This is a genomic window from Pseudorhizobium flavum, from assembly GCF_044142885.1.
Taxonomy (GTDB): domain Bacteria; phylum Pseudomonadota; class Alphaproteobacteria; order Rhizobiales; family Rhizobiaceae; genus Neorhizobium; species Neorhizobium flavum.
Window position 1 is genome coordinate 167,629 of sequence record NZ_JBIOKZ010000003.1, and the last position, 21,347, is coordinate 188,975.

The window sequence follows — 21,347 nt, forward strand, 5'->3', positions numbered from 1 at the left end:
GGTGCAAATGGAATGCTCAAGCTCATGCGGCCCTCTACGCCCGCCGCATCAGGATGGATCATAAAAAAAATCGCTGCCCTTTCCCACGGCCGGGCGATCCATCGCCCGATCAAGCGCGTAGAAGCGATCAATCAATCATGTAGGGCTTTTACGTATGGGACTGGAGTTTTCGGGCGGTGTGGGACCAATGCGCATTGCCGTCATTGGCTCGGGCATCAGTGGCATGTCGGCGGCTTGGCTCGCCAGCAAGAGCTGTGAGGTGACGATCTACGAGGCCGAGGATCGTATTGGTGGGCACTCGAATACGGTGACTGTCGATGTCGATGAAGGAAGAGTTCCCGTCGATACCGGGTTCATCGTCTACAACGAGCGCAACTATCCGAACCTGGTTGCGCTGTTCGATCACCTCGGCGTTGCGAGTGAGGCGACGAATATGTCCTTCGCGGCCTCTCTGGATGACGGCGCCTTCGAATACTCGGGGACCGGCATCGGCGGGCTGCTCGGCCAGCGGCGCAATGCGGCCCGCCCGCGATTCTGGCGCATGGTGTCCGATGTGGTGCGATTCTATCGGGACGCGCCTCAGTTGCTGCAGAGACGTGATCTCGATGGTCTTTCGCTGGGAGAGTTCCTGGTGCGCGAGGCGTACTCTCAAGCATTCATCGACGATCATCTGCTGCCTATGGGCGCCGCCATCTGGTCTGCCACAGCGAAGGACATGCGGGACTACCCGCTCACCGCTTTCCTGCGCTTCTTCATCAATCACGGACTGGTGCAGCTCAAGGATCGCCCTCAATGGCGGACGGTAACGGGTGGCAGTGTGGAATATGTCCGGCGTCTCATGGGAGATTTCCAAGGCGAGATACGCTTGAAGAGCCGGGTCACGGAGGTTCGATCCGAAGGAGGCCGGGTCATCGTAAGGGATTCCTCCGGAAATGCCGACCGCTTCGATCAGGTGATCCTGGCAACCCATGCCGACGATGCGCTCGCCGTTCTCGCCGATGCAGACCGGCGGGAGCGTGATGTGCTCGGTCGGTTTAACTACACGCGCAATCAGGCCGTCCTTCATTGCGACCGGTCGCTCATGCCGAAGCGCAAGCAGGTCTGGTCGAGCTGGAATTACATCGGCGCGAAAGCTTCCGGTGAGGATCGGCAACTTTGCGTAACCTACTGGATGAACCGTCTGCAGAACCTCGAAACGAGCAGGCCGTTGTTCGTGACCCTGAACCCATGCCGTACCATCGCCGAGGAGCACGTCATCCGGACGTTCGACTACAAGCACCCGTTGTTCGACGCGGCGGCACTGCAGGCACAGCGGCAGATCTGGGCCCTGCAGGGACGGCGGGGCGTGTGGTTCTGCGGCGCCCATTTCGGGAGCGGGTTTCACGAAGACGGGCTGCAGGCCGGCCTTGCCGTGGCGGAACGATTGACCGGCAACCAAAGACCCTGGAAACTTGCTGAACCGTCGGGACGGATTTTTGTGCCCGAGATGCTCGAGGCTGCGGAATGAACAGAGGATCGGCCATCTATGTCGGCGACGTCGTGCACCGTCGATATCGACCGAAGGAACACCGGCTTCGCTATAAGGTGTTCTCTCTCCTCATCGACCTGGATGAGTTGCCGGATCTCGATCGCCATCTTCGGGTGTTCGGATATAACCGCAGAGCATTGATCAGCTTCTGGGACAAGGATCATGGCTCCGGGCAGCCGGGGAAGCTTCGGGAGTGGGTGGAAGCCCAGCTCACCGATGCCGGGTTGGATCGAGCGGACCTTCGAATTCGTCTTCTCTGCTACCCACGCCTGTTTGGCTATGTCTTCAATCCGCTGACGGTCTATTTCTGCGAAACGCGGGATGGGGATCTGGTGGCGATCCTTTACGAGGTATGCAACACGTTCCACGAGCGGCACACCTATGTGATCTCGATCGACGGCGGTTCGCAGAGCGTCGTGCGGCACTCCTGCCGCAAGCAAATGTATGTCTCGCCATTCATCCCGATGGACTGCTCGTATCAGTTTACCACGCGACGGCCAGACTCTCGGGTTGCCATCGCGATACGGGAAACGGACGGCGAGGGCTCTCTGCTATCGGCGTCTTTTTCCGGCGAACGAAGGGTACTGTCCGATGCAAGCCTGTTGCGCACATTGATCGGCTTTCCGCTGATGACGTTGAAGGTGACTGCGGCTATTCATTGGGAGGCGCTGCGGCTGTGGCTGAAAGGCGTGCCCATTCACCGGCACATCAAGAGCCTGAACCCACATGCCCGGACGATCGTACAGTTGGAGGAGCGGTGATGACGGATCTCCAGCATGTCGACCACCACCGCGGATATTCGCGGTCGCCGATCTGGCAGGCAGCCCTTTGCCGCTGGGCGGAAATGATCGTGGCGGGACGTCTGACGCTTCGCTTACCGGGTGGAGCAGAACGTCATTTCGAGGGTTCTGCCGCCGGGCCCAGTGCGATCATCGAGCTCGCCAACGCACGTCCAGTCCGCCGCCTCCTGGCGGGAGGGAGCCTTGGCTTTGCCCGTTCCTACTTGGACGGAGACTGGAGTTCTCCCGACCTGGGAGCTGTCCTGGAACTCGCCGTCGCCAATGACGCCGCTTGGGGGGGGCTTCTTGTCGGCAGCGGTCTGCGAAAGCTCGTGGCATATGTGCGCCACCGGCTTCGCGCGAACTCGCGCTCAGGCAGTCGGCGGAACATCTCGTATCACTATGACCTCGGCAACGATTTCTACAGTGCCTGGCTCGATGAGACGATGACCTACTCCTCGGCCTGCTTTGACAGTGCGGACCAGTCGCTCGAGACGGCCCAGCGCGCCAAGTACCATCGTATCGTCAGGAGTCTCGGCATCGGTCCTGAGGATCATGTGCTGGAGATTGGCTGTGGCTGGGGAGGCTTTGCCGAATATGCGGCGAGGGAAACCGGATGCCGCGTTACCGGGCTCACACTGTCGACTGAGCAGGCTGCCTACGCGCAACATAGGCTGCAACGCATGGGCCTGGCGGATCGAGTGGAAATCCGTCTGGAGGACTATCGCGACTGCCGGGGGCAATTCACCAAGATCGTCTCGATCGAGATGTTCGAGGCCGTCGGCGAAGAGAACTGGCCGATCTTTTTTGATCGCGTCCGCCGGCTGCTGCAGCCGGGAGGCGAAGCGGTCATTCAGACCATTACGATCGCGGACGACCGCTTCGAGCACTATCGACGGAATGCCGATTTCATCCAGACCTACATCTTCCCGGGCGGGATGCTTCCATCCGTTTCCGCCTTCGGGGATGCCGTCCAAAAAGCAGAGATGCGAGTTGCGGGGAGCTTCCGGTTCGGCCGAGATTACGAGCGGACACTGCTGCAGTGGGACAAGGCGTTTCACAAGAACTGGTCCCGGATCGCACCGCTGGGGTTCGATGAACGCTTCAGACGCATGTGGCACTACTACCTGCAATATTGCGCTGTCGGCTTCAGGACCGAGCGGTTGGATGTCGTGCAGTTCCACCTAAAGGTCGGGTAGCGGATCTTGGCTACTGCCGCACCATCCGCTTCGTGATCATGAACAGCAGAGGCCTCGGGAGCGCACGCAGCAGTCTGATCGCCAGTGCCATCTTCCATGGAAAGATGATCTCGAAGCGGTCCGTAGCGAGGCCTCTCAGGATTGTTTTCGCGGCCTCATCGGTGCCGATCAGGAACGGCATCGGAAAGTCGTTCCTTGCGGTCAAGGGTGTTTTGACGAAGCCGGGGTTGATGACGCTCAGCTGCACGCCGGCGCGTTTCAACTCCGGGTACAGGCCCTCGCAAAGCGTGATCAGCGCCGACTTTGTGGCGCCGTAGAATGCGCCGCCCGGAAGCCCGACATATCCCGCGACTGAGGCGATGACGGCGATCCTGCCCAACCTGTTCGCCATCATACCCGGCACGACCGCTTCCAGGCAGTGACCGGTGCCGATGACATTCAGCGTCATGACATCGGCCAGCGCCTGGGAATTGAAGCGCCTGGCGCTGTCGCGCCGGTAGCTTCCGGCCGAGAATATCGCCAGTTCGATCGGACCATGAGCCGCTTCGACGCGGGAGGCGACCGAGAGCGTGGCATCGCGATCCGTGACGTCCAGCGGGTAGGCGACGATGTTGCCGGGGTGTTCAGCCTCAAGCTCGGCAAGCTTGTCCCGGCTGCGCGCACTTACAGCAACCGTCCAGCCCTCGTTTGCGAGACCAAGGGCGACGGCGCGTCCAATGCCCGAGCTGGCGCCGGTCACCCAGGCAGTTCTGGAGGCCTCGGACATGAGCGATATCCTCTCGCGGTATCATTTCTGACGAATGATACGGCAAGTCACGGAACTTGGATCGCTAAAAGGTAAAGAAGGCGACGCCAGACTTGCGGTCTGAGGACGTCTGAGTGTCAGCCTTCATCCGATGCAAGATTTGCTCAGTCGCGGACGGGCGGTGGGCTGGTGTCTCGAACCGCCTCATCGTGGTACCAGCACGTATCAAGGGCAGCGGCCGCAAGCTGAGCTACCTTGTCCCCGGCGACTTTGCCGGTTTCAGCTTTCCGCCGGCCCGACCGGACCGGAAAAGGAATTATCTCGGCAGATCCGAACTCAACACCTGGGGTCATGTCGTTTCCTCACCACGGGCTTCGCGTGCACTATCGCACATATTTTGCGCAAATGCACTCTCAGTGGTCACGTATTGCCTCTGTTGTTGGCCAACCTTCCTTGGCAGGCACCTCATGAGACAACGCCGATGGGGTCTTGGCGTTCCGCTTCATGCCGGTTGCAAGCTAGCTGCAAACAATGGCGCGAAAACTGGGGTATCGACGCGGCGAAAGGGGTGGAGAGGCCGGATGAAGGACATGCGGAAGGTACGTTCGTGCAATCTGGCATGCGATTTGCTTGAGCGAAGTATCCGAACCGGCAGGCGTACGGCGCCGGGCTGGACGGCGATTTGATCGCGGTATCCACGAAGAGAGAGTTCCGATGACGAAATACAAGCTCGAGTACATTTGGCTTGATGGCTACACCCCGGTTCCGAACCTGCGCGGCAAGACGCAGATCAAGGAGTTCGATTCGTTCCCGGCGCTGGAGCAGTTGCCGCTCTGGGGCTTCGACGGCTCCTCGACCATGCAGGCCGAGGGTCATAGCTCGGATTGCGTTCTGAAGCCGGTCGCCATCTATCCGGACCCCGCCCGCACCAATGGTGCACTGGTCATGTGCGAAGTCATGATGCCGGACGGCGTCACGCCGCATCCGTCCAACGCCCGCGCGACGATCGTCGACGACGAAGATGCGTGGTTCGGCTTCGAGCAGGAATACTTCTTCTACCAGGACGGGCGTCCGCTCGGCTTCCCCGAATATGGGTTCCCGGCTCCCCAGGGTCCTTACTATACCGGCGTGGGCTACAAGAATGTCGGCTCTATCGCTCGCCAGATCGTCGAGGAGCACCTCGACCTTTGCCTTGCGGCGGGCATCAACCACGAAGGCATCAATGCCGAGGTGGCCAAGGGCCAGTGGGAGTTCCAGGTCTTCGGTAAGGGGTCCAAGAAAGCCGCCGACCAGATCTGGATGGCGCGCTACCTGCTGCTTCGCCTGTGCGAAAAATATGGCATCGACATTGAATGGCACTGCAAGCCACTCGGCGATACCGACTGGAACGGCTCGGGCATGCACTGCAACTTCTCCACCAAGTACATGCGTGAAGTCGGCGGCAAGGAGTATTTCGAGGCCCTGATGGCAGCCTTCGGCCGGAACTGGAAGGAGCACATCGACGTCTACGGCCCGGACAACCACATGCGTCTCACGGGCAAGCATGAGACCGCGCCGTGGAACAAGTTCTCCTATGGCGTTGCCGACCGTGGCGCCTCCATCCGCGTCCCGCACTCCTTCGTCAACAATGGCTATCGTGGCTATCTCGAAGACCGCCGCCCGAACTCCCAGGGCTGCCCCTACCAGATCGCCTCGCAGGTCCTGAAGACGATTGCGGAAGTGCCGACGGCGGACTTCGCCCGCAACGCCGCGTGACCCTCCTGCGGCGTCGGACATGCTCCGGCGCCGCAACCTTGGGATCAGCTGCGCGATCCCCGGTGATCTCCCAAGCCTTGCTGGACAAGGTCCTCGACCGACGCATATGGCTGTCTGCCATTACTGCGCATCACGGGAGACAATGCTCATGAACAATCCGCTCTTCAGCCTGGAGAAACGCACTGCACTCGTAACAGGCTCGTCGCGCGGTCTTGGGCTGGCCATCGCGACCGGACTTGCGGAAGCTGGCGCCGCCATCGTTCTCAACGGGATCAATGCAGACCGTCTCGAGGAGAGCGCGGCAAGACTGCGCGACCGCGGCTTTGCCGTTACCACGGCTGCCTTCGACGTTACCGATGAAGCATCGGTCGTTGCTGCGTTTGAGCGCTTTGATGCCGAGAAGCTGCAAATCGACATTCTCGTCAACAATGCCGGCATCCAGTACCGCAAGCCGATCATCGAACTCGACAGCGCCAATTGGCAACGCGTCATCGACACCAACCTGACTAGCGCCTTCCTTGTCTCCCGCGAGGCCGCTAAGCGAATGCTGCCGCGCAAGCGCGGCAAGGTCGTCAACATCGGCTCGTTGATGAGCGGGCTGGGACGGGCGACGGTGGCACCCTATACCGCGGCCAAGGGCGGTATTAAGACCCTTACCCAATCGATGGCCGCAGAATGGGCGGAGCATGGCGTGCAGGCCAATGCCATCGGCCCCGGATATATGCTGACGGACATGAACCAGGCGCTGATCGACAACCCGGAGTTTGACAACTGGGTCAAGGGCCGCACGCCCTCGAAGCGCTGGGGAAAGCCGGAGGAACTGGTTGGTGCTGCCGTCTTCCTGGCATCGGACGCGTCGAACTATGTCAATGGCCAGATCATCTATGTCGACGGCGGCATGAGCGCCGTTATCTAGGCTTCATTCTCTTGGCAAATGATCCTCCGCGGCAATACCGCGGAGGATGTTATCCTTGGATCCACTACTCCGCCGCGACCGGCAGACACGCTTCGCAGATAGCGTTGACGTGCCTGTGGTCGGTGCCGCAGCAGCCACCGAGGACCCGCATCGTGGGGTAACTCCGGCGCAAGTCGCTGTAGCGGCGAGCAAGGTCTGCGGGATCCCCGATGTCGATTTCGGTCGCGTCGTCCAGTTCCGCATGGCTTTTGGTTGAAGCATTGGCGCGGACGCCGCCGATCCGTTCTATCCAGCGTTCACCGCGATTGAGTGCATCCTCGAAATGCGTGGGGTGGGCGCAGTTGACCATGTAGTAGACCGGTGTGCCGCCGGTTTGGCGATCGGTTTCCTCGACCGCCTCGCGAAGCGCCATCCCGCTCGCCAGCCGGCCGTCGGTCTCGACTGTGAAAGAGATCACGCAGGGCAGAGCAGCGCCGCTTGCCGCCCGGGCGATGCCGATCGCTTCCTCGACGTTGTTCATGGTGATGGCGCTTACCATGTCGATTTCGGATCCGGCGAAGGCGCCGATCTGGAAGGCATGATAGGACTGCGCCTCGTCGACGGTCATCGCACCCGCCTTGTAGCCGTCACCGCGCGGACCGAGCACCCCGTTGAGGACGATCGGCCGCCCTGGCCGTTCCCATAGTTCCCGCAAGGACGCGACATAGGCGACGGAACGGCGGTTGATGGCGGCAAGCCTCTCGAGGTCGTAGCCGAGCTGTGCTGCCCAATCCGGGTTCGCTCGCCATGTCGGCGTGTCCAGAATGAACCCGAGATCCCTCTCGCTCGCAATTGCCAGGTAGGCTACATAGTATTCCGTCAGCTCCTGCCGCCCCTGCTCGTCATCGACGAGTGGAAAGGATGCAAAGAGCGGCAGGTCGATGCCGCGCTGGAACAGCAGGGTTGTCTCGAGTCCTCCATCCGTCAGGAAGGTTCCACCCTCCAGTTGTGGCAGTCGTGATCTGTATTTTGTCATGAGTTACTCCCGTGTTAGTATTTCTCGGCTTGGGGCCGGCCTTTGTTTTGACCCACGGGTTTTCGCCGCATAACGGACCAGGAAATAGTAAGCTCGCGGTCAAGCTCGACTTGCCGTGACATAAATCTTTTAAGTATCAGGAGGTTAAGATGCTGACTTCCGCAATCGTCGGAGTAGGTGAGCCGTCGGGTGAGCCCGAAACTGCACCTGCGGTACAGCGAGCTCCTGCGTCCCGGCGTGCCAAGGGCGAGGCGACCCGCCAGCGCCTGCTCGAGATCGCGCAGGCTTCAGTCCTTGCCAAGGGGTTTGCGGCGACGTCGATTGACGAAGTGATTGCAGAAGCCGGCATAACCAAGAGCGGCTTCTTCTATCACTTCCGGGACAAGAACGAGCTGGCGCGCGCAATGCTGCAGCGCTACGTGGAAGAGAACGACGAAATATTCGACGAGATCTTCGGGCGCGCTCAGGAACTTACGGACGATCCCCTGCAGTCATACCTGCTTGGCCTGAAGCTGCTCGCGGAAATGACACGGGATCTGCCGGGAGGCCATCCTGGATGCCTTGTCGCTTCCATATGCTACCAGGAACGACTGTTCGACCATCAGGTTCACGCCCTCAACGCATCCTCCGTCCGCAAGTGGAACGCTCGGTTTCACGGTTACCTGGCGCAGATTGCGGCTGTCTATCCGCCGCGGGAGGATGTGTCTCTTGAAGACCTTGCCGAAACGCTGACCTGCATCTTCGATGGCGCCATCATCATGTCGAAGGCGTTGAAGGACCCAGGCCAGCTCGAGAGGCAGGTTCTGTCCTACAGGACCTTCATCAAGATCCTGTTCAGCCGCTAAACCTGCCGTCACTGATCCTAGTGATTGTGCCTCGGCGGCGTTTTCGCGATCTGCCGGAAGTCGGCCGCGCCCTCCAGGACGGCGCCGTCCGAAAGCTGGGTGACCGACCGGCGGTAGATGCGTTGCCAGGGAGTGGCGTCTGCGGGCACCGCCGGGACGCCTTCGGCCTTTCGCCGCTCGATCTCCTCGGGCGCCACCAGCATGTCGCAGCGTCCCTGATTGAGGTCGATGCGGATGATGTCGCCGGTGCGCAGCCAGGCAAGCCCGCCACCTGCCGCGCTTTCCGGCGAGGCATTGAGGATGGAGGGACTGTCTGCCGTGCCCGACTGGCGACCATCACCGATCGTCGGAAGGCTCATGATGCCCTGCTTGAGGATCTGATCCGGCGGCTGCATGTTGACGACTTCGGCCGAGCCCGGCCAACCCAGAGGGCCGGCACCCCGGATCACCAGGATCGTGTTCACATCGATGTCGAGCGACGGGTCATTGATGCGATGATGATAGTCTTCCGAACCGTCGAAGACGACCGCCTTGCCCTCGAACACGCCCTCACGGCCGGGCTCCTGCAGGTAGCGCTCGCGGAAGCCTTCGGAGATGACGCTGGTCTTCATGATGGCGAAGTCGAAGAGATTGCCTTTCAGCACCAGGAAGCCCGCTTTGTCCCTCAGGGGCTGATCGAACGGGTAGATGACCTCGCGATCCGTGGCTTCCCTGCCTTCCAGATTTTCCGCAACCGTCTTGCCGGTTACGGTGCGACAGCTGCCGTCAAGCTTTCCGGCCTGCAGCAGTTCCCACATGATGGCCGGTGTGCCGCCAGCGCGGTGATAGCGTTCTCCGAGATACTTGCCCGCTGGCTGGACATTGGCGAGCAGCGGGATGTCGAACCCGTGCACCTGCCAGTCGTCCGGGAAAAATTCGACACCTGCATGCTTGGCCATCGCGGCAAGATGCGGTTGTGCGTTGGTCGAACCGCCGATCGCGGAATTGACTCGGACCGCATTGAGAAAGGCTTCGCGGGTCAGGATGTCGGATGGCTTGACGTCCTCCCAGACCAGTTCCACCGCCCGACGACCGGTGCGATAAGCCATCTGCCCACGCTCGCGATAGGCCGCGGGAATGGCGCCGCATCCCGTGAGCGACATGCCGAGCGCCTCGGCCAAGGCGTTCATCGTCGAGGCAGTCCCCATGGTATTGCAGTGGCCGACGGATGGGGCGGAATCCAGCGCTGCCTGAAGGAACTCGTCACGGTCTATCTCACCGGCTGCGAACTTCCTGCGCATGCGCCAGATGACGGTACCGGAGCCGACGAGATCCCCTTCGTGCCAGCCGTCGAGCATTGGTCCGCCGGAGAGTACGATGGCCGGAATGTCGACGGTCGAGGCGGCCATGATCGCTGAGGGCGTGGTCTTGTCGCAGCCGGTGGTCAAGACGACGCCGTCGAGCGGGTAGCCGTATAGCACTTCGACGAGGCTCAGATAGGCGAGGTTGCGGTCAAGCGCCGCGGTCGGTCGCTTGCAGTTCTCGAAGATCGGATGCGTGGGGAACTCGATCGGGATGCCACCCGCATCACGGATGCCGTCGCGCACGCGCTTGACCAATTCCACATGGACGCGGTTGCAGGGAGTAAGATCGCTGCCGCTCTGGGCAATGCCGATTACCGGCTTACCGGAACGCAGCTCCTCCGGCGTGACGCCGTAGTTCATGAAGCGCTCAAGGTAGAGTGCTGTCAGGTCGACATGGTCGGGATTGTCGAACCAGTCCTGCGAGCGGAGGCGGCGCTTTGGGGTCGTGTTGTCGCTCATGGCTATGCCTGATCTTTCCGGTTGAGCTCTTCGAGATGAAGGAGGAGGCCGCTGTGGTCCTTCTCGGCGCCGCCTTCGGCCACGAAATCGGCGAACTCCTGGCGGACCTGATGGGTCAGCGGCAGGGTCAGCGACAGGCTTTCGGCCATGGCCATGACCGCGTCGAGATCTTTGAGCTGGTTGGCGGATGCACCGCCGGGAACGAAGTTCCGCTCGACCATTCGCTGGCCGTGCAACTCGAGAATACGGCTTTCGGCAAAGCCACCGCGAATCGCGTCTCGGAATGCCGCACGCGAAGCGCCGCCGGCTTCGGCCAGAATCATCGCCTCCGCGACCGCACCGATGGTGACGGCGACGATCTGCTGGTTGGCGAGCTTGCAGATCTGGCCTGCGCCGCTCGGGCCGACATGCGTGACGCGGCCGAGTGCGGCGAAGACGTCGCTCAATGCCGCGACATCGGCGGCATCACCGCCGGCCATGATGGCAAGGGTGCCAGCGGTAGCGCCGGCGGTGCCGCCGGAAACCGGTGCGTCGAGGCTGCGGATCCCCCGGTCGGCCAGCCGGCCGGCGTTTTCCTTCGCGATCGGCGGGGCGATGGAACTGCAATCCACGAAGATCGCATCCTTCGACATGGCGTCGGCCACGCCCTTGTCGAACAGGATCTCGCTGACCGCCGTGCCGTTCGTCAACATCGTGAAGACAACGTCCGCCCCCGCCGCGGCTTCGGAAGGTGAATGCACCTGCCGCGCGCCGTCCGCGACAAGGGGAGCGGCCTTCGCGCCGTCCCGGTTCCATACGGTGACGGGAAAACCTGCCTTCAGGAGGCAGCGCACCATGGGTGCGCCCATCAAGCCGGTACCCAGAAAGGCAATCTTCTTCTTGGCCGTCATGGCAGCTTGCCTCCCAGTTCATCCTCGATGTGGACCCGAATGATCTCGTCGAAGGAGGTCTCGGCGGTAAAGCCCAGTTCCCTCGCCCGTTTCGCCTCGAAGCCAGGTGCCCAGCCGGCGACCATCTTCATGATCATCTCGTCGGGCTCGCGGCGGATCAGCGCGACTGCCTTGTCGCCGGCAACGCGGCGCAATGCTTCGATCTGCTCGCCGACGGTCGCGCTGAGGCCGGGCATGGAAAGATTGCGGCGCGGACCGACCTTGTCGAGATCCATGGTTGCGCCATGGATCAGGAAGCCGACCGCGGAGCGCGGCGACGTGTGCCAATGGCGAACGTCTTCGGAGACAGGAAGCACCGCTTCCTGTCCGACCAATGGCTCGCGCAGGATATTGGAGAAGAAGCCGGAGGCCGCCTTGTTCGGCTTGCCCGGCCGGATGCAGATCGTCGGCAGGCGAATGCCGATGCCATCGAAGAAGCCGCGGCGGGTGTAATCGGACAGCAGCAGTTCGCAGATCGCCTTCTGGGTGCCGTAGCTCGTTAGCGGGGTGAGGTGGAAATCGTCCGGGATCGGGAAGGGCAGCGGTGCTCCCACGACGGCGATCGAGGAGGTGAAGACGACGCGAGGCTTATAGCCGTCCGCGTTATGGGCTAGGCGGATCGCATCGAAGAGGTAACGGGTGCCGTCCAGGTTGATGCGATAGCCCTTATCGAAGTCGAGCTCTGCTTCACCGGAAACGATGGCGGCGAGGTGGAAGATGACGTCGGGGCGACCGGCAACGAGTTTTTCGGCTTCCCCGGCCGCCGAAAGGTCGCTTTCGCGCGCATCCACGATGCCCGAATAGCCAGCCGGGGGTTCCGGCTTCACCACATCGACGAGTGTCAACTTGTCGACCGTCTTGCCGCCGAGCGTCTCGTCCGCGACGAGTCGCTGCGCGAGCTTGCGGCCAACCATACCGGCGGCCCCGATGATGAGAATGTGCATTGGGTGCTTTCCCTCCTGGCGAAGTGTCGCTGCCTGAGGGGCCTCAGGTGCGACTAAGATCCTGCTTGTAAGGTTGTCTGATAACTTTATATGGTCGCATTGAAAACTGTTATTTCCATGCCGCCGGGCTCGCCGATCCACGTAATCGATGCCGGCGGCGAGCAGGGGCACGAGGCACATGATACAGGATACTACCGCTTCCATGGCCGAATGGCGGGTAAAGCTGCGCAGCACGCTAGGCGACGACATCGTCCTCAGCGAGAGCGATGAGATGCTTCCCTACTGCCGGGATTGGCACGGTGACGTGACCAGCAACGCGGTGGCGGTTCTAAGGCCGCGCTCGACGGAGCAGGTGGCGCAGGCAGTAAAGTTGTGCAGCGAACTTGGCCTATCGATCGTGCCCCAGGGGGGCAATACCGGCCTTGTTCTCGGCGCCGTCCCGGATGCGGATGCCAACCAGGTGGTGCTGAGCCTTGAGCGGATGAACAGGATCCGACAGATCGATGCGGACGATTTTTCCGCCGTGGTCGAAGCCGGCTGCATCCTCTCCGAGCTCAAGGACGCGATCGCGGAAAAAGAAATGTTCTTTCCGCTTGCACTCGGCGCCCAGGGCACGTGCCGGATCGGCGGGAATGTCTCCACAAATGCGGGGGGCATCAATGTCTTGCGCTACGGGATGACGCGTGAGCTGATCTTCGGCCTCGAAGTGGTACTGCCGGACGGCAGCATCTTTGACGGGCTATCGACGCTGCGAAAGGACAATCGCGGTATCGACCTGAAGCAGTTGTTCATCGGAGCCGAGGGAACACTGGGCATCATCACGGCCGTCTCCGTAAAGCTGACGCCCTATCCGGACCAGGTGGCGACGGCGCTTCTCGGGCTTGCCTCGCTCGATGACGCCATCAAATTGTTCCGCCGGGCGCGCCGCGACTGCTGCGACCTGATGTCGGCCTTCGAGTTCATGCCGCCGCTCGCCTTCACACTGGCGAAGGAGGCGATGCCGGACCTGCCGATCCCGATCGCCGCCGACTATCCCGCCTATGTTTTGATGGAGATATCCGGCTCCGGTCTCGTCGATATCGACGACCTCATGGGCCGCTTTCTCGAGGCAGTCATGGAGGAGGGTATCGTGCTCGACGGGACCCTTGCAGCGTCGCAGACGCAGGCCCGCAACCTGTGGCTCATTCGCGAGGGCATGAATGAAGGTCAGGCGAAGCGCGGCATGCATCTTCGGACCGATGTGTCCGTCAAGCTGTCGCAGCTGGCAAACTTCGTTGCCGAGGCGGAGAAGGCGGTCGCGGAAGCCGTGCCGGGATCGACTTGCGTCTCCTATGGCCATGTCGGCGATGGCAATGTTCACCTCAATGTCCTGCCGGCGGCGGAAGCGGAGCCGGAGCAAAGGCTGCAGCAGATCTACGTAGCCAAGGGCGCGATCAACGCTGTGCTCGACCGCTATCAGGGCAGCATCAGTGCCGAGCACGGCATAGGCCGCCTGAAGCGGGGGGATTTCGAGGCGCGCCTGTCGCCGGTGCGGCGCCACTTGCTGGCGGCGTTGAAGCAGGCAATTGATCCTGGCATGATGATGAACCCTGGCTGCCAATTGAATTTTCCTGCGAACTCGTAGAACTAGGGGAATGCCAGGGGAGGGCGGACGTGGCTGTTGCCGATTTCAACCAAATCAGACGAAGCGAGCACCTGCCCGCGCGAATTGCCGGCCAAATCGGGCGGGAGATCCTGGAGGGGCGGATAGCACCAGGTGAAAAACTCCCGACCGAGCATCTGCTGGCCAAGACCTTTGGCGTCAGTCGGTCCGTGGTCAGAGAGGCCATCGCCCAATTACGGAATGAAGGTCTGGTCGAAACGAGGCAGGGTGTCGGAGCCTTTGCCACCGAGTTCGGCCAACGGCAATCGCTGAGGATCGAGCAGGGCGACCTGACCGATCGCGAAGCATTCAAGAACCTTTACCAGTTGCGCATACCGCTGGAGATCGAGGCCGCGGGACTTGCAGCGCTCCATCACACGGCGGATGATCTAGCGCGTCTCGATGAGACACTCGAGCAGATGACGGGTGCCGAAAAGTGGACCGAGCAGGGGATCGTGGCCGATCTGGCTTTCCATCGAGTCGTCGCCACCGCCACTCAGAACGAATATTTTCCTCTCTTCATTGGCTTCATCGCCGAACGAATAAGCCTCGCAATCAAGGCTGCTCGTGCCAAAGCCGTTCTGGAGGAGATCGTCGAGGTCACCATTGCCGAGCACGTGACGATCCGCGATGCCATTGTCAGCCGTGACCCCGCCAGGGCGCGCGATGCCATGCGCCAGCACCTGATCAAGGCTGCGGGGCGCTTGGACCTTACCTTGGAGACCTGCTGATCTTTCTCTACCGACATTTACCGAGTTTTTCCCACAAGGGGGCTGGTGACTGGACAGGGCGGAAAAGTCATACTAGAAACGCCGACGCTTGTCAGACATCCTGACAATCAGGGAGATTTGGCATCTCCCGCCTAGGAGGAAATTTGGTGAAGTCCGAGACGATGTTGCGCGCACAGTCTATCCTGCCGCAAGATGCAGGTGATGCTCTGCTGGTTGGCCGGGTTTGGTCGAAGGCTGCCAATGGCCCCTGCCCCGTTCTCTACAGGTCGGGCAGCATTTTCGATCTTTCGCCATTGGCGCCGACGCTCTCGGGACTGCTCGAGCATGAAGACCTGGTGGCCCGTCTTCGAACCGCCGCAGACCTCAACGCGCTCGGAACCCTGGACCAGTTCCTGGACGGCTCTGCGGGCGATCTTCTTGCCCCGGCTGACCTGCAGGCGGTCAAGGCCGCTGGCGTGACCTTTGCCGACAGTATGCTTGAACGCGTGATCGAAGAGCAGGCCAAGGGCGATCCGCTCCGGGCACAGGAGATCCGCGGCCGGCTGGCGCCGGTTCTGGGCGACAACCTGAAGGGGCTCGTCGCCGGCTCGGAGAAGGCTGCCGAAGTCAAGAAGCTCCTCCAGGAGCTTGGCCTGTGGTCGCAGTACCTGGAAGTCGGCATCGGACCGGATGCGGAGATCTTCACCAAGGCGCAGCCCATGTCCTCCGTCGGCTGTGGCGCGACCATTGGCATTCACCCGAAATCGGACTGGAACAATCCCGAGCCGGAGGTGGTCCTGGCGGTTACCTCGGCCGGCAGGATCGTCGGCGCAACGCTCGGCAACGACGTGAACCTGCGCGACTTCGAGGGACGGTCTGCCCTTCTCCTCAGCAAGGCCAAGGACAATAACGCCTCCTGCGCACTCGGGCCGTTCATCCGCCTGTTCGACGATCGCTTCACCCTGGAGGATGTCAAGCAGGCCGAAGTGTCGCTTGATGTTGAGGGCAGCGATGGCTTCAGGATGACTGGACTGAGCCCGATGGCCGCTATCAGCCGGTCGCCGGAAGACCTCGTGGGCCAGTTGCTCAACGAGAACCATCAATACCCGGACGGCGTCGTCTTCTTCCTCGGGACCATGTTCGCGCCGGTCAAGGATCGTCGCGGGGCGGGGCTCGGATTCACCCATGAGATAGGTGATCGCGTGGAAATCTCGACGCCGCGGCTCGGTCGACTTATAAATTGGGTGGAAACCAGCGACCGCTGCCCGAAGTGGAGCTTCGGCCTCGGGGCCTTGATGAAGAACCTGGCCCAGCGTGGGCTCTTGTAATCAACGGGAGGGACACGATGCAAAGGGCGATCGATCTTTTCTATAAGTTTCTAGAATTCCTGCTGATCCTGCTGCTTTCCGGCATGGCCATCATGGTATTCCTGAACGTCGTACTGCGCTACGGCTTCAACTCGGGACTGAACGTGTCCGATGAGCTGTCGCGGTACTTTTTCGTATGGGTGACGTTCATTGGCGCCGTGGTTACGTTTCGTGAACATTCCCATGTGGGCGTCGAGACGCTGGTGATGATGTTCGGACGCCGTGGTCGCATCATCTGCATGATCCTGTCGAACATCATCATCATTGCCGTGTCGGCTATCTTCTTCTGGGGAACCTGGAAGCAGGCACCGATCAATGCCAGCATGGTGGCCCCCGTTACCAAGCTGCCGATGATCTGGGTCTATGGCATCGGCTTCTTTACCGGCGCCGGCGTTGTCATTATCGCACTGGAGCGCCTGTTCCGCCTGCTGACCGGCAGGATCACGGAAGAGGAAATCGCCGCCTTCGCCGGAGAGCACATGTCACTCGAGCAGCTGTCGGAGCGCACATAAATGACTCTGGGTGTCTTTATAGTATCGCTTCTCGGCGCCATGGCGATCGGCGTCCCGGTCGCCTTCTCCCTGATGTTCTGCGGCGTCATGCTCATGTGGTACATGGGCATGTTCAACACGCAGATCATAGCCCAGAACATGATCGCGGGCGCTGATACTTTCACGCTCCTCGCTATCCCCTTCTTCATTCTCGCCGGCGAACTCATGAACGCCGGAGGTCTATCGCGGCGCATCATCGACTTTGCGATCGCATGCGTCGGCCACATTCGTGGCGGACTAGGTATCGTTGCCATCATGGCAGCCGTTATCATGGCCAGTATCTCTGGCTCTGCTGCCGCCGACACTGCCGCACTCGCGGCTATCCTCATTCCTATGATGGCCAAGGCTGGCTACAACGTGCCGCGTTCGGCTGGCCTGATCGCTGCAGGCGGCGTGATTGCGCCTGTCATTCCACCATCGATGGCCTTCATCGTTTTCGGCGTCGCGGCCAACGTGTCGATTACCCAATTGTTCATGGCCGGCATTGTGCCCGGTTTGTTGATGGGAATTGCACTCGTCATCACCTGGCTGATCGTTGTTCGCAAGGACAAGGTTGAGACGCTGCCGCGCACTGATGCCAAGGAACGCCTGCGTGCCACGGGGCGCGCGCTCTGGGCCCTAGGCATGCCCGTCATCATCCTTGGCGGGATCAAGATGGGCGTCGTCACTCCGACGGAAGCGGCCGTGGTCGCCGCGGCCTACGCGCTCTTCGTCGGCATGGTGATCTATCGCGAGTTGAAGCCGCGCGAATTGCCGGGGGTCATCCTGCAGGCCGCAAAGACGACTGCAGTGATCATGTTCCTCGTCTGCGCCGCACTTGTATCGTCATGGTTGATCACTGCGGCTAACATCCCGGCAGAAATTACAGGCTTCATCGAGCCCCTGATCGATCGCCCGATGCTGCTGATGTTCGTGATCATGCTGGTGGTCCTCGTCGTCGGAACCGCGCTCGACCTCACGCCGACCATCCTTATCCTGACGCCAGTGCTGATGCCGATCATCAAGCAAGCCGGAATCGATCCGGTCTATTTCGGCGTGCTGTTCATCATGAACACCTGCATCGGGCTGCTGACGCCGCCGGTCGGCGTCGTGCTCAACGTCGTCAGCGGCGTCGGTCGCGTCCCTCTCGGAAAGGTGACCGTAGGCGTATGGCCGTTCCTCGTCACGCAGGTTCTCGTCCTTTTCCTGCTCGTCCTGTTCCCCGACATCGTCCTCGTGCCCGCACGATGGCTCTACTGATCCGCAACCCCTCAACAACTTATCCAAGGGAGGATATATCATGAGGAAAATGCTTCTTGCCACGACTGCTATTGCGTTCGGCCTGTCGGCTGCAGCGCCGGCCTTCGCGGAGTTCAACGACCGCAACATCCGCGTTTCGAACGGCATCAATGAAGACCATCCCGTCGGCAACGGCATCAAGGCCATGCAGGCCTGCCTCGACGAGAAGTCGGGCGGCAAGCTGAAGTTGACTGCATTCTGGGGCGGCGCGCTGGGCGGTGACCTTCAGGCAACGCAGGCCCTGCGTTCGGGCGTCCAGGAAGCCGTCGTCACCTCGTCGTCCCCGCTGGTTGGCATCATTCCGGCGCTCGGCGTATTCGACCTGCCGTTCCTGTTCGCAAGCCCGGAAGAGGCCTATCAGGTCCTCGACGGCGAGTTCGGCGACATGATGAGCCAGAAGCTCGAAGAAGCCGGTCTCGTCAATCTCGGCTACTGGGAGAACGGTTTCCGCAACCTCTCCAACTCGGTTCGTCCCGTCACCAAGTGGGAAGACTTCGAAGGGATGAAGGTTCGCGTCATGCAGAACGACATCTTCCTCGACACCTTCCAGAACCTTGGCGCCAACGCTACGCCGATGGCATTCGGTGAGGTGTTCTCGGCACTGGAAACCAATGCGATCGACGCACAGGAAAACCCGTACGTTACGATCGACACTTCGAAGTTCTACGAAGTGCAGAAGTATGTGACCGAGACGAACCACGCCTACACGCCGTTCCTCTTCCTGTTCTCCAAAGCAATCTTCGATACATACACTCCGGAAGAGCAGGCAGCTCTGCGCGAGTGCGCGATCGTCGGCCGTGACGAAGAGCGCAAGGTCATCCAGGACCTCAACAAGAAGTCGCTGGAAAAGATCAAGGAAGCTGGTCTCGAGGTGAACGTCCTCTCTGCGGAAGAGCAGGCTCGTATCCGCGAGAAGTCCATGGTCGTTTACGAGAAGCACAAGGCAACCATCGGTGCGGATGTCGTCGACGGTATCCTCGCCAAGCTGGAAGAGATCCGCAAGTAACGGATCTGCCCTACGTGGCTGCGATTTGCAGCCGCCCATCAGGAGAGGCTCGGGAGGATGTCCCGGGCCTCTTTTTTGTTTCCACGCCGCACAGGTGACCCACCTTCCGCCTCTTCAGATAAACGAGAGGCAGGAAAAAGCCGCCCCAAAGGGCGGCCTGTCCTGGTCGCACGTCGAAACCGCGACGCTTACGGCACCTCCATCGGGCGGTCCTGCTTCTTCTTCAGCATCTGTTCCCGGATGAAAATGAACAGGCCCGAAGCAATGATCAGTGCAGCGCCGGCCATCATTGTCAGGCGCGGAACATCGCCGAAGAACATCCACCCGAAGATCACTGCATAGAGCAGCAGCGTATACTGTAGCGGAGCAACCGTCGCGGCATCGGACATCTTGAGCGCGCGGTTGACGAGCATGTGTGCGGACATTGCCACGACCCCAAGCAGCCCGAGCAGCAGAAGGTCGGTCTGAGACTGGATGGGCGACCAGTCGAAAGGCGCGAAGATGAGGCCAGCCACGCCGGCGGCGCCGGTCTGGAACAGAACCAGCGTCGTATCCGGTGTGCCGCGCAGGAAGCGGCCGGAGATCATCATGAAGGCAAATGCTGCACTGCCGATGATGGAGATGATCGCAGGCAGGGTGAACATGGCGCTTGAGGGCTCAAGTGCAATGATGACACCGACAAATCCGATCGCGATCGCTGTCCAGCGCCGCCAGCCCACGCGTTCGCCCAACAGGAATGGAGAAAGTGCGGCCACGTAGATCGGAGCCGCGAGCCAGAACGTCATCACATCGGCCAGCGGCAGGTACATGACGGCATAGTAGAAGCAGAACACCTCGCCCGTGGAGAAGAGTACGCGGGCAAGCTGCATGCCCTTTCGCTCCGCGTTCACGATGGGCGCGAGACCCACCTTCCACAACAGCGGCGACAGAATGATGAGGGCTGCCACGCTACGGATCAGGATGACCTGCCCCAAGCCATAGGACGACACGAGCCATTTCCCCATGGCATCGTTCAGGGCAAACAACAGCATTCCCAGCAACATGACCAGCGGCCCGGCTGCAGATGAGACCCCGAACCCGGCCGCAGCCGAAGCGATCTTGGTCATGATTCCTCCCGAAAAAATGCGTGGCGTCAGATGGTGGAGGCGTCGGAGAATCGACGACTGACGGTGAAGGTCTTCTCTAGCTCCGGATGCAGTTCCATGCCAAGGCCGGGACCCGGCGGAACGGTGATCATGCCATTCTTGACCTCCGGAAGCGCGGTCACGAGATCGCGGTACCAGGTCTTGTAGAAGGCGCGGACACTTTCCTGGACAAGGGCATTCGGGGCATTCAGCGATAGGTGGGTCGAGGCGCAAAGAACCACCGGCCCGGTGCAGTCATGCGGGGCGACCGGCAGGTGCCATGCTTCGGCCATAGAGGCGATCTTGCGCGCCTCCGACAGGCCGCCGCACCAGGATATGTCGAGCATGACAATGCCCGCGGCTCCCGTTTCCAGGTAATCGCGGAAGCCCCAGCGGGTCGCCAGCGTTTCGGATGCGGAAATCGGCGCCGGCGAGACTTCGGCATAGCGCTTCAGGCTCGACAGGCTGTCCATCTTGATCGGGTCTTCATGCCAGAAGGTCTGGTATGGCTCGAGCGCCTTGGCGATCTGCATGGCCGGCAGGAGCTGCCACATGGAGTGAAACTCCACCATGATATCGATCTTGTCGCCGACAGCCTTGCGGATCTTTTCGAAAGGCTCGAGGGCGAGCTTCAGGTCGGGCATCGAGATATATTGGCCGCGCGTCTTTTCTGCGGCTGCATCGAAGGGCCAGATCTTCATCGCGGTTATGTCGTCCGCGAGCAGCGATTCCGCCAGCTCGTCGGCGCGATACAGGAAGCCGTTCAGGTCGTCGTAGGCGGTGCCTCCGGTGAGGCCATAGTTTGCGGTCGTCTGTCCGGTGTTCTTCTTGATGTATTCGGTGCCGGCGCAGGTGTTGTAGGTCCGGATCTCTTTGCGGCTGAAGCCACCGAGCAACTGGGCGATCGGCTGGCTCGTCACCTTGCCGAAGATATCCCAAAGTGCGATGTCGAAGGCAGAATTCCCTCGGACCTCTGCGCCGGACGACCGGAAGCCGAGATACCCCACCAGTTCGTTCGCCAGGAGATCGATCTGCAGCGGGTCGCGGCCGATGACCCGTGGCGCGACGTATTCGTGCATATAGCTTTCCACCGTCTCCGCGCCGAAGAATGTCTCCCCGAGCCCGGTGATGCCTTCGTCGGTGTGGACCAGGACCCAGAGGAGATTGCTGCGCTCGGCGATGCGCACGGTTTCGAGCCGGGTGATCTTCATC

20 protein-coding genes are annotated in these 21,347 nt (G+C 61.2%); 12 read left to right on the top strand and 8 right to left on the bottom strand.

All coding sequences use genetic code 11. The features are described from left to right. Positions 1-187: 187 nt before the first annotated feature. From ACEPP2_RS07760 to ACEPP2_RS07770, 3 genes are read left to right on the top strand one after another with little or no spacing between them, the layout of a single operon-like run. Entirely contained in the window at positions 188-1,507 is a 1,320-nt protein-coding gene (locus tag ACEPP2_RS07760) for an NAD(P)/FAD-dependent oxidoreductase (RefSeq protein ID WP_198467611.1), read from the top strand. Further along, positions 1,504-2,289 carry a DUF1365 domain-containing protein gene (locus ACEPP2_RS07765; RefSeq protein ID WP_395516238.1) on the top strand — a complete coding sequence of 262 codons (786 nt, stop codon included), beginning with the start codon at positions 1,504-1,506 and terminating at the stop codon, positions 2,287-2,289. Before ACEPP2_RS07760 ends, ACEPP2_RS07765 begins: the two co-directional genes overlap by 4 nt. Beyond that, positions 2,289-3,506, top strand: a complete 1,218-nt coding sequence (locus ACEPP2_RS07770) for an SAM-dependent methyltransferase (RefSeq protein ID WP_077548848.1) — start codon at positions 2,289-2,291, stop codon at positions 3,504-3,506. Before ACEPP2_RS07765 ends, ACEPP2_RS07770 begins: the two co-directional genes overlap by 1 nt. Positions 3,507-3,516: 10 nt before the next feature. Here the strand turns inward: ACEPP2_RS07770 and ACEPP2_RS07775 are convergent, their stop codons facing one another. Both ACEPP2_RS07775 and ACEPP2_RS07780 read right to left on the bottom strand, forming a co-directional pair. Next, complete coding sequence (locus ACEPP2_RS07775) at positions 3,517-4,272, bottom strand: SDR family NAD(P)-dependent oxidoreductase (protein WP_077548849.1); 756 nt, start codon at positions 4,270-4,272, stop codon at positions 3,517-3,519. Positions 4,273-4,415: 143 nt separating this feature from the next. Beyond that, entirely contained in the window at positions 4,416-4,604 is a 189-nt protein-coding gene (locus ACEPP2_RS07780; RefSeq protein WP_077548850.1) for a DUF2735 domain-containing protein, read from the bottom strand. Between the two features lie 361 nt (positions 4,605-4,965). On the opposite strand from ACEPP2_RS07780, the gene ACEPP2_RS07785 reads away from it, so the two are divergent. Continuing rightward, on the top strand, positions 4,966-6,006 hold the full coding sequence (locus ACEPP2_RS07785; RefSeq protein ID WP_077548851.1) for a glutamine synthetase beta-grasp domain-containing protein: 1,041 nt from the start codon (positions 4,966-4,968) through the stop codon (positions 6,004-6,006). Positions 6,007-6,154: 148 nt separating this feature from the next. Further along, the gene (locus ACEPP2_RS07790; protein WP_077549012.1) at positions 6,155-6,922 is read left to right on the top strand and encodes an SDR family oxidoreductase; all 768 of its coding nucleotides are present in this window, start codon (positions 6,155-6,157) and stop codon (positions 6,920-6,922) included. Between the two features lie 64 nt (positions 6,923-6,986). Here ACEPP2_RS07790 and ACEPP2_RS07795 read toward each other — a convergent pair whose 3' ends face one another. Next, the gene (locus ACEPP2_RS07795) at positions 6,987-7,937 is read right to left on the bottom strand and encodes a homocysteine S-methyltransferase family protein (RefSeq protein WP_395516239.1); all 951 of its coding nucleotides are present in this window, start codon (positions 7,935-7,937) and stop codon (positions 6,987-6,989) included. Positions 7,938-8,086: 149 nt separating this feature from the next. On the opposite strand from ACEPP2_RS07795, the gene ACEPP2_RS07800 reads away from it, so the two are divergent. Further along, positions 8,087-8,782, top strand: coding sequence for a TetR/AcrR family transcriptional regulator (locus ACEPP2_RS07800; RefSeq protein WP_281977050.1), 696 nt, complete (start codon positions 8,087-8,089; stop codon positions 8,780-8,782). Positions 8,783-8,799: 17 nt separating this feature from the next. Here ACEPP2_RS07800 and ACEPP2_RS07805 read toward each other — a convergent pair whose 3' ends face one another. Genes ACEPP2_RS07805 through denD form a run of 3 tightly spaced genes read right to left on the bottom strand, consistent with a single transcriptional unit; the run spans position 8,800 to position 12,457 of the window. Continuing rightward, entirely contained in the window at positions 8,800-10,584 is a 1,785-nt protein-coding gene (locus tag ACEPP2_RS07805; RefSeq protein ID WP_152341629.1) for an IlvD/Edd family dehydratase, read from the bottom strand. 2 nt (positions 10,585-10,586) lie between these two features. Further along, positions 10,587-11,474, bottom strand: a complete 888-nt coding sequence (locus tag ACEPP2_RS07810) for an NAD(P)-dependent oxidoreductase (protein ID WP_077548855.1) — start codon at positions 11,472-11,474, stop codon at positions 10,587-10,589. Then, positions 11,471-12,457, bottom strand: a complete 987-nt coding sequence (denD, locus tag ACEPP2_RS07815; RefSeq protein WP_395516240.1) for a D-erythronate dehydrogenase — start codon at positions 12,455-12,457, stop codon at positions 11,471-11,473. The genes ACEPP2_RS07810 and denD overlap by 4 nt, the downstream gene beginning before the upstream one ends. 178 nt (positions 12,458-12,635) lie before the next feature. On the opposite strand from denD, the gene ACEPP2_RS07820 reads away from it, so the two are divergent. The 6 genes from ACEPP2_RS07820 (at position 12,636) to ACEPP2_RS07845 (ending at position 19,011) form a co-directional block, all read left to right on the top strand. Beyond that, the gene (locus tag ACEPP2_RS07820; protein WP_395516241.1) at positions 12,636-14,081 is read left to right on the top strand and encodes an FAD-binding oxidoreductase; all 1,446 of its coding nucleotides are present in this window, start codon (positions 12,636-12,638) and stop codon (positions 14,079-14,081) included. Between the two features lie 29 nt (positions 14,082-14,110). Continuing rightward, positions 14,111-14,830 carry a FadR/GntR family transcriptional regulator gene (locus ACEPP2_RS07825; protein WP_395516242.1) on the top strand — a complete coding sequence of 240 codons (720 nt, stop codon included), beginning with the start codon at positions 14,111-14,113 and terminating at the stop codon, positions 14,828-14,830. Between the two features lie 161 nt (positions 14,831-14,991). After that, a complete protein-coding gene (locus tag ACEPP2_RS07830) occupies positions 14,992-16,137 on the top strand; it encodes a fumarylacetoacetate hydrolase family protein (RefSeq protein WP_395516431.1) in 1,146 nt (381 codons plus the stop codon). A gap of 17 nt (positions 16,138-16,154) precedes the next feature. Beyond that, positions 16,155-16,688 (top strand): TRAP transporter small permease, encoded by a 534-nt coding sequence (locus tag ACEPP2_RS07835; RefSeq protein WP_077548859.1) that lies wholly within the window; start codon positions 16,155-16,157, stop codon positions 16,686-16,688. Beyond that, entirely contained in the window at positions 16,689-17,966 is a 1,278-nt protein-coding gene (locus tag ACEPP2_RS07840; protein ID WP_142586599.1) for a TRAP transporter large permease, read from the top strand. 40 nt (positions 17,967-18,006) lie between these two features. Further along, positions 18,007-19,011: a TRAP transporter substrate-binding protein gene (locus ACEPP2_RS07845; RefSeq protein WP_395516243.1), complete on the top strand. Its 1,005-nt coding sequence runs from the start codon at positions 18,007-18,009 to the stop codon at positions 19,009-19,011. Positions 19,012-19,199: 188 nt separating this feature from the next. Here the strand turns inward: ACEPP2_RS07845 and ACEPP2_RS07850 are convergent, their stop codons facing one another. Then, on the bottom strand, positions 19,200-20,117 hold the full coding sequence (locus ACEPP2_RS07850; RefSeq protein WP_395516244.1) for a DMT family transporter: 918 nt from the start codon (positions 20,115-20,117) through the stop codon (positions 19,200-19,202). Positions 20,118-20,143: 26 nt separating this feature from the next. Next, positions 20,144-21,346, bottom strand: coding sequence for a mandelate racemase/muconate lactonizing enzyme family protein (locus ACEPP2_RS07855; protein WP_395516245.1), 1,203 nt, complete (start codon positions 21,344-21,346; stop codon positions 20,144-20,146). Position 21,347: the final 1 nt, after the last annotated feature.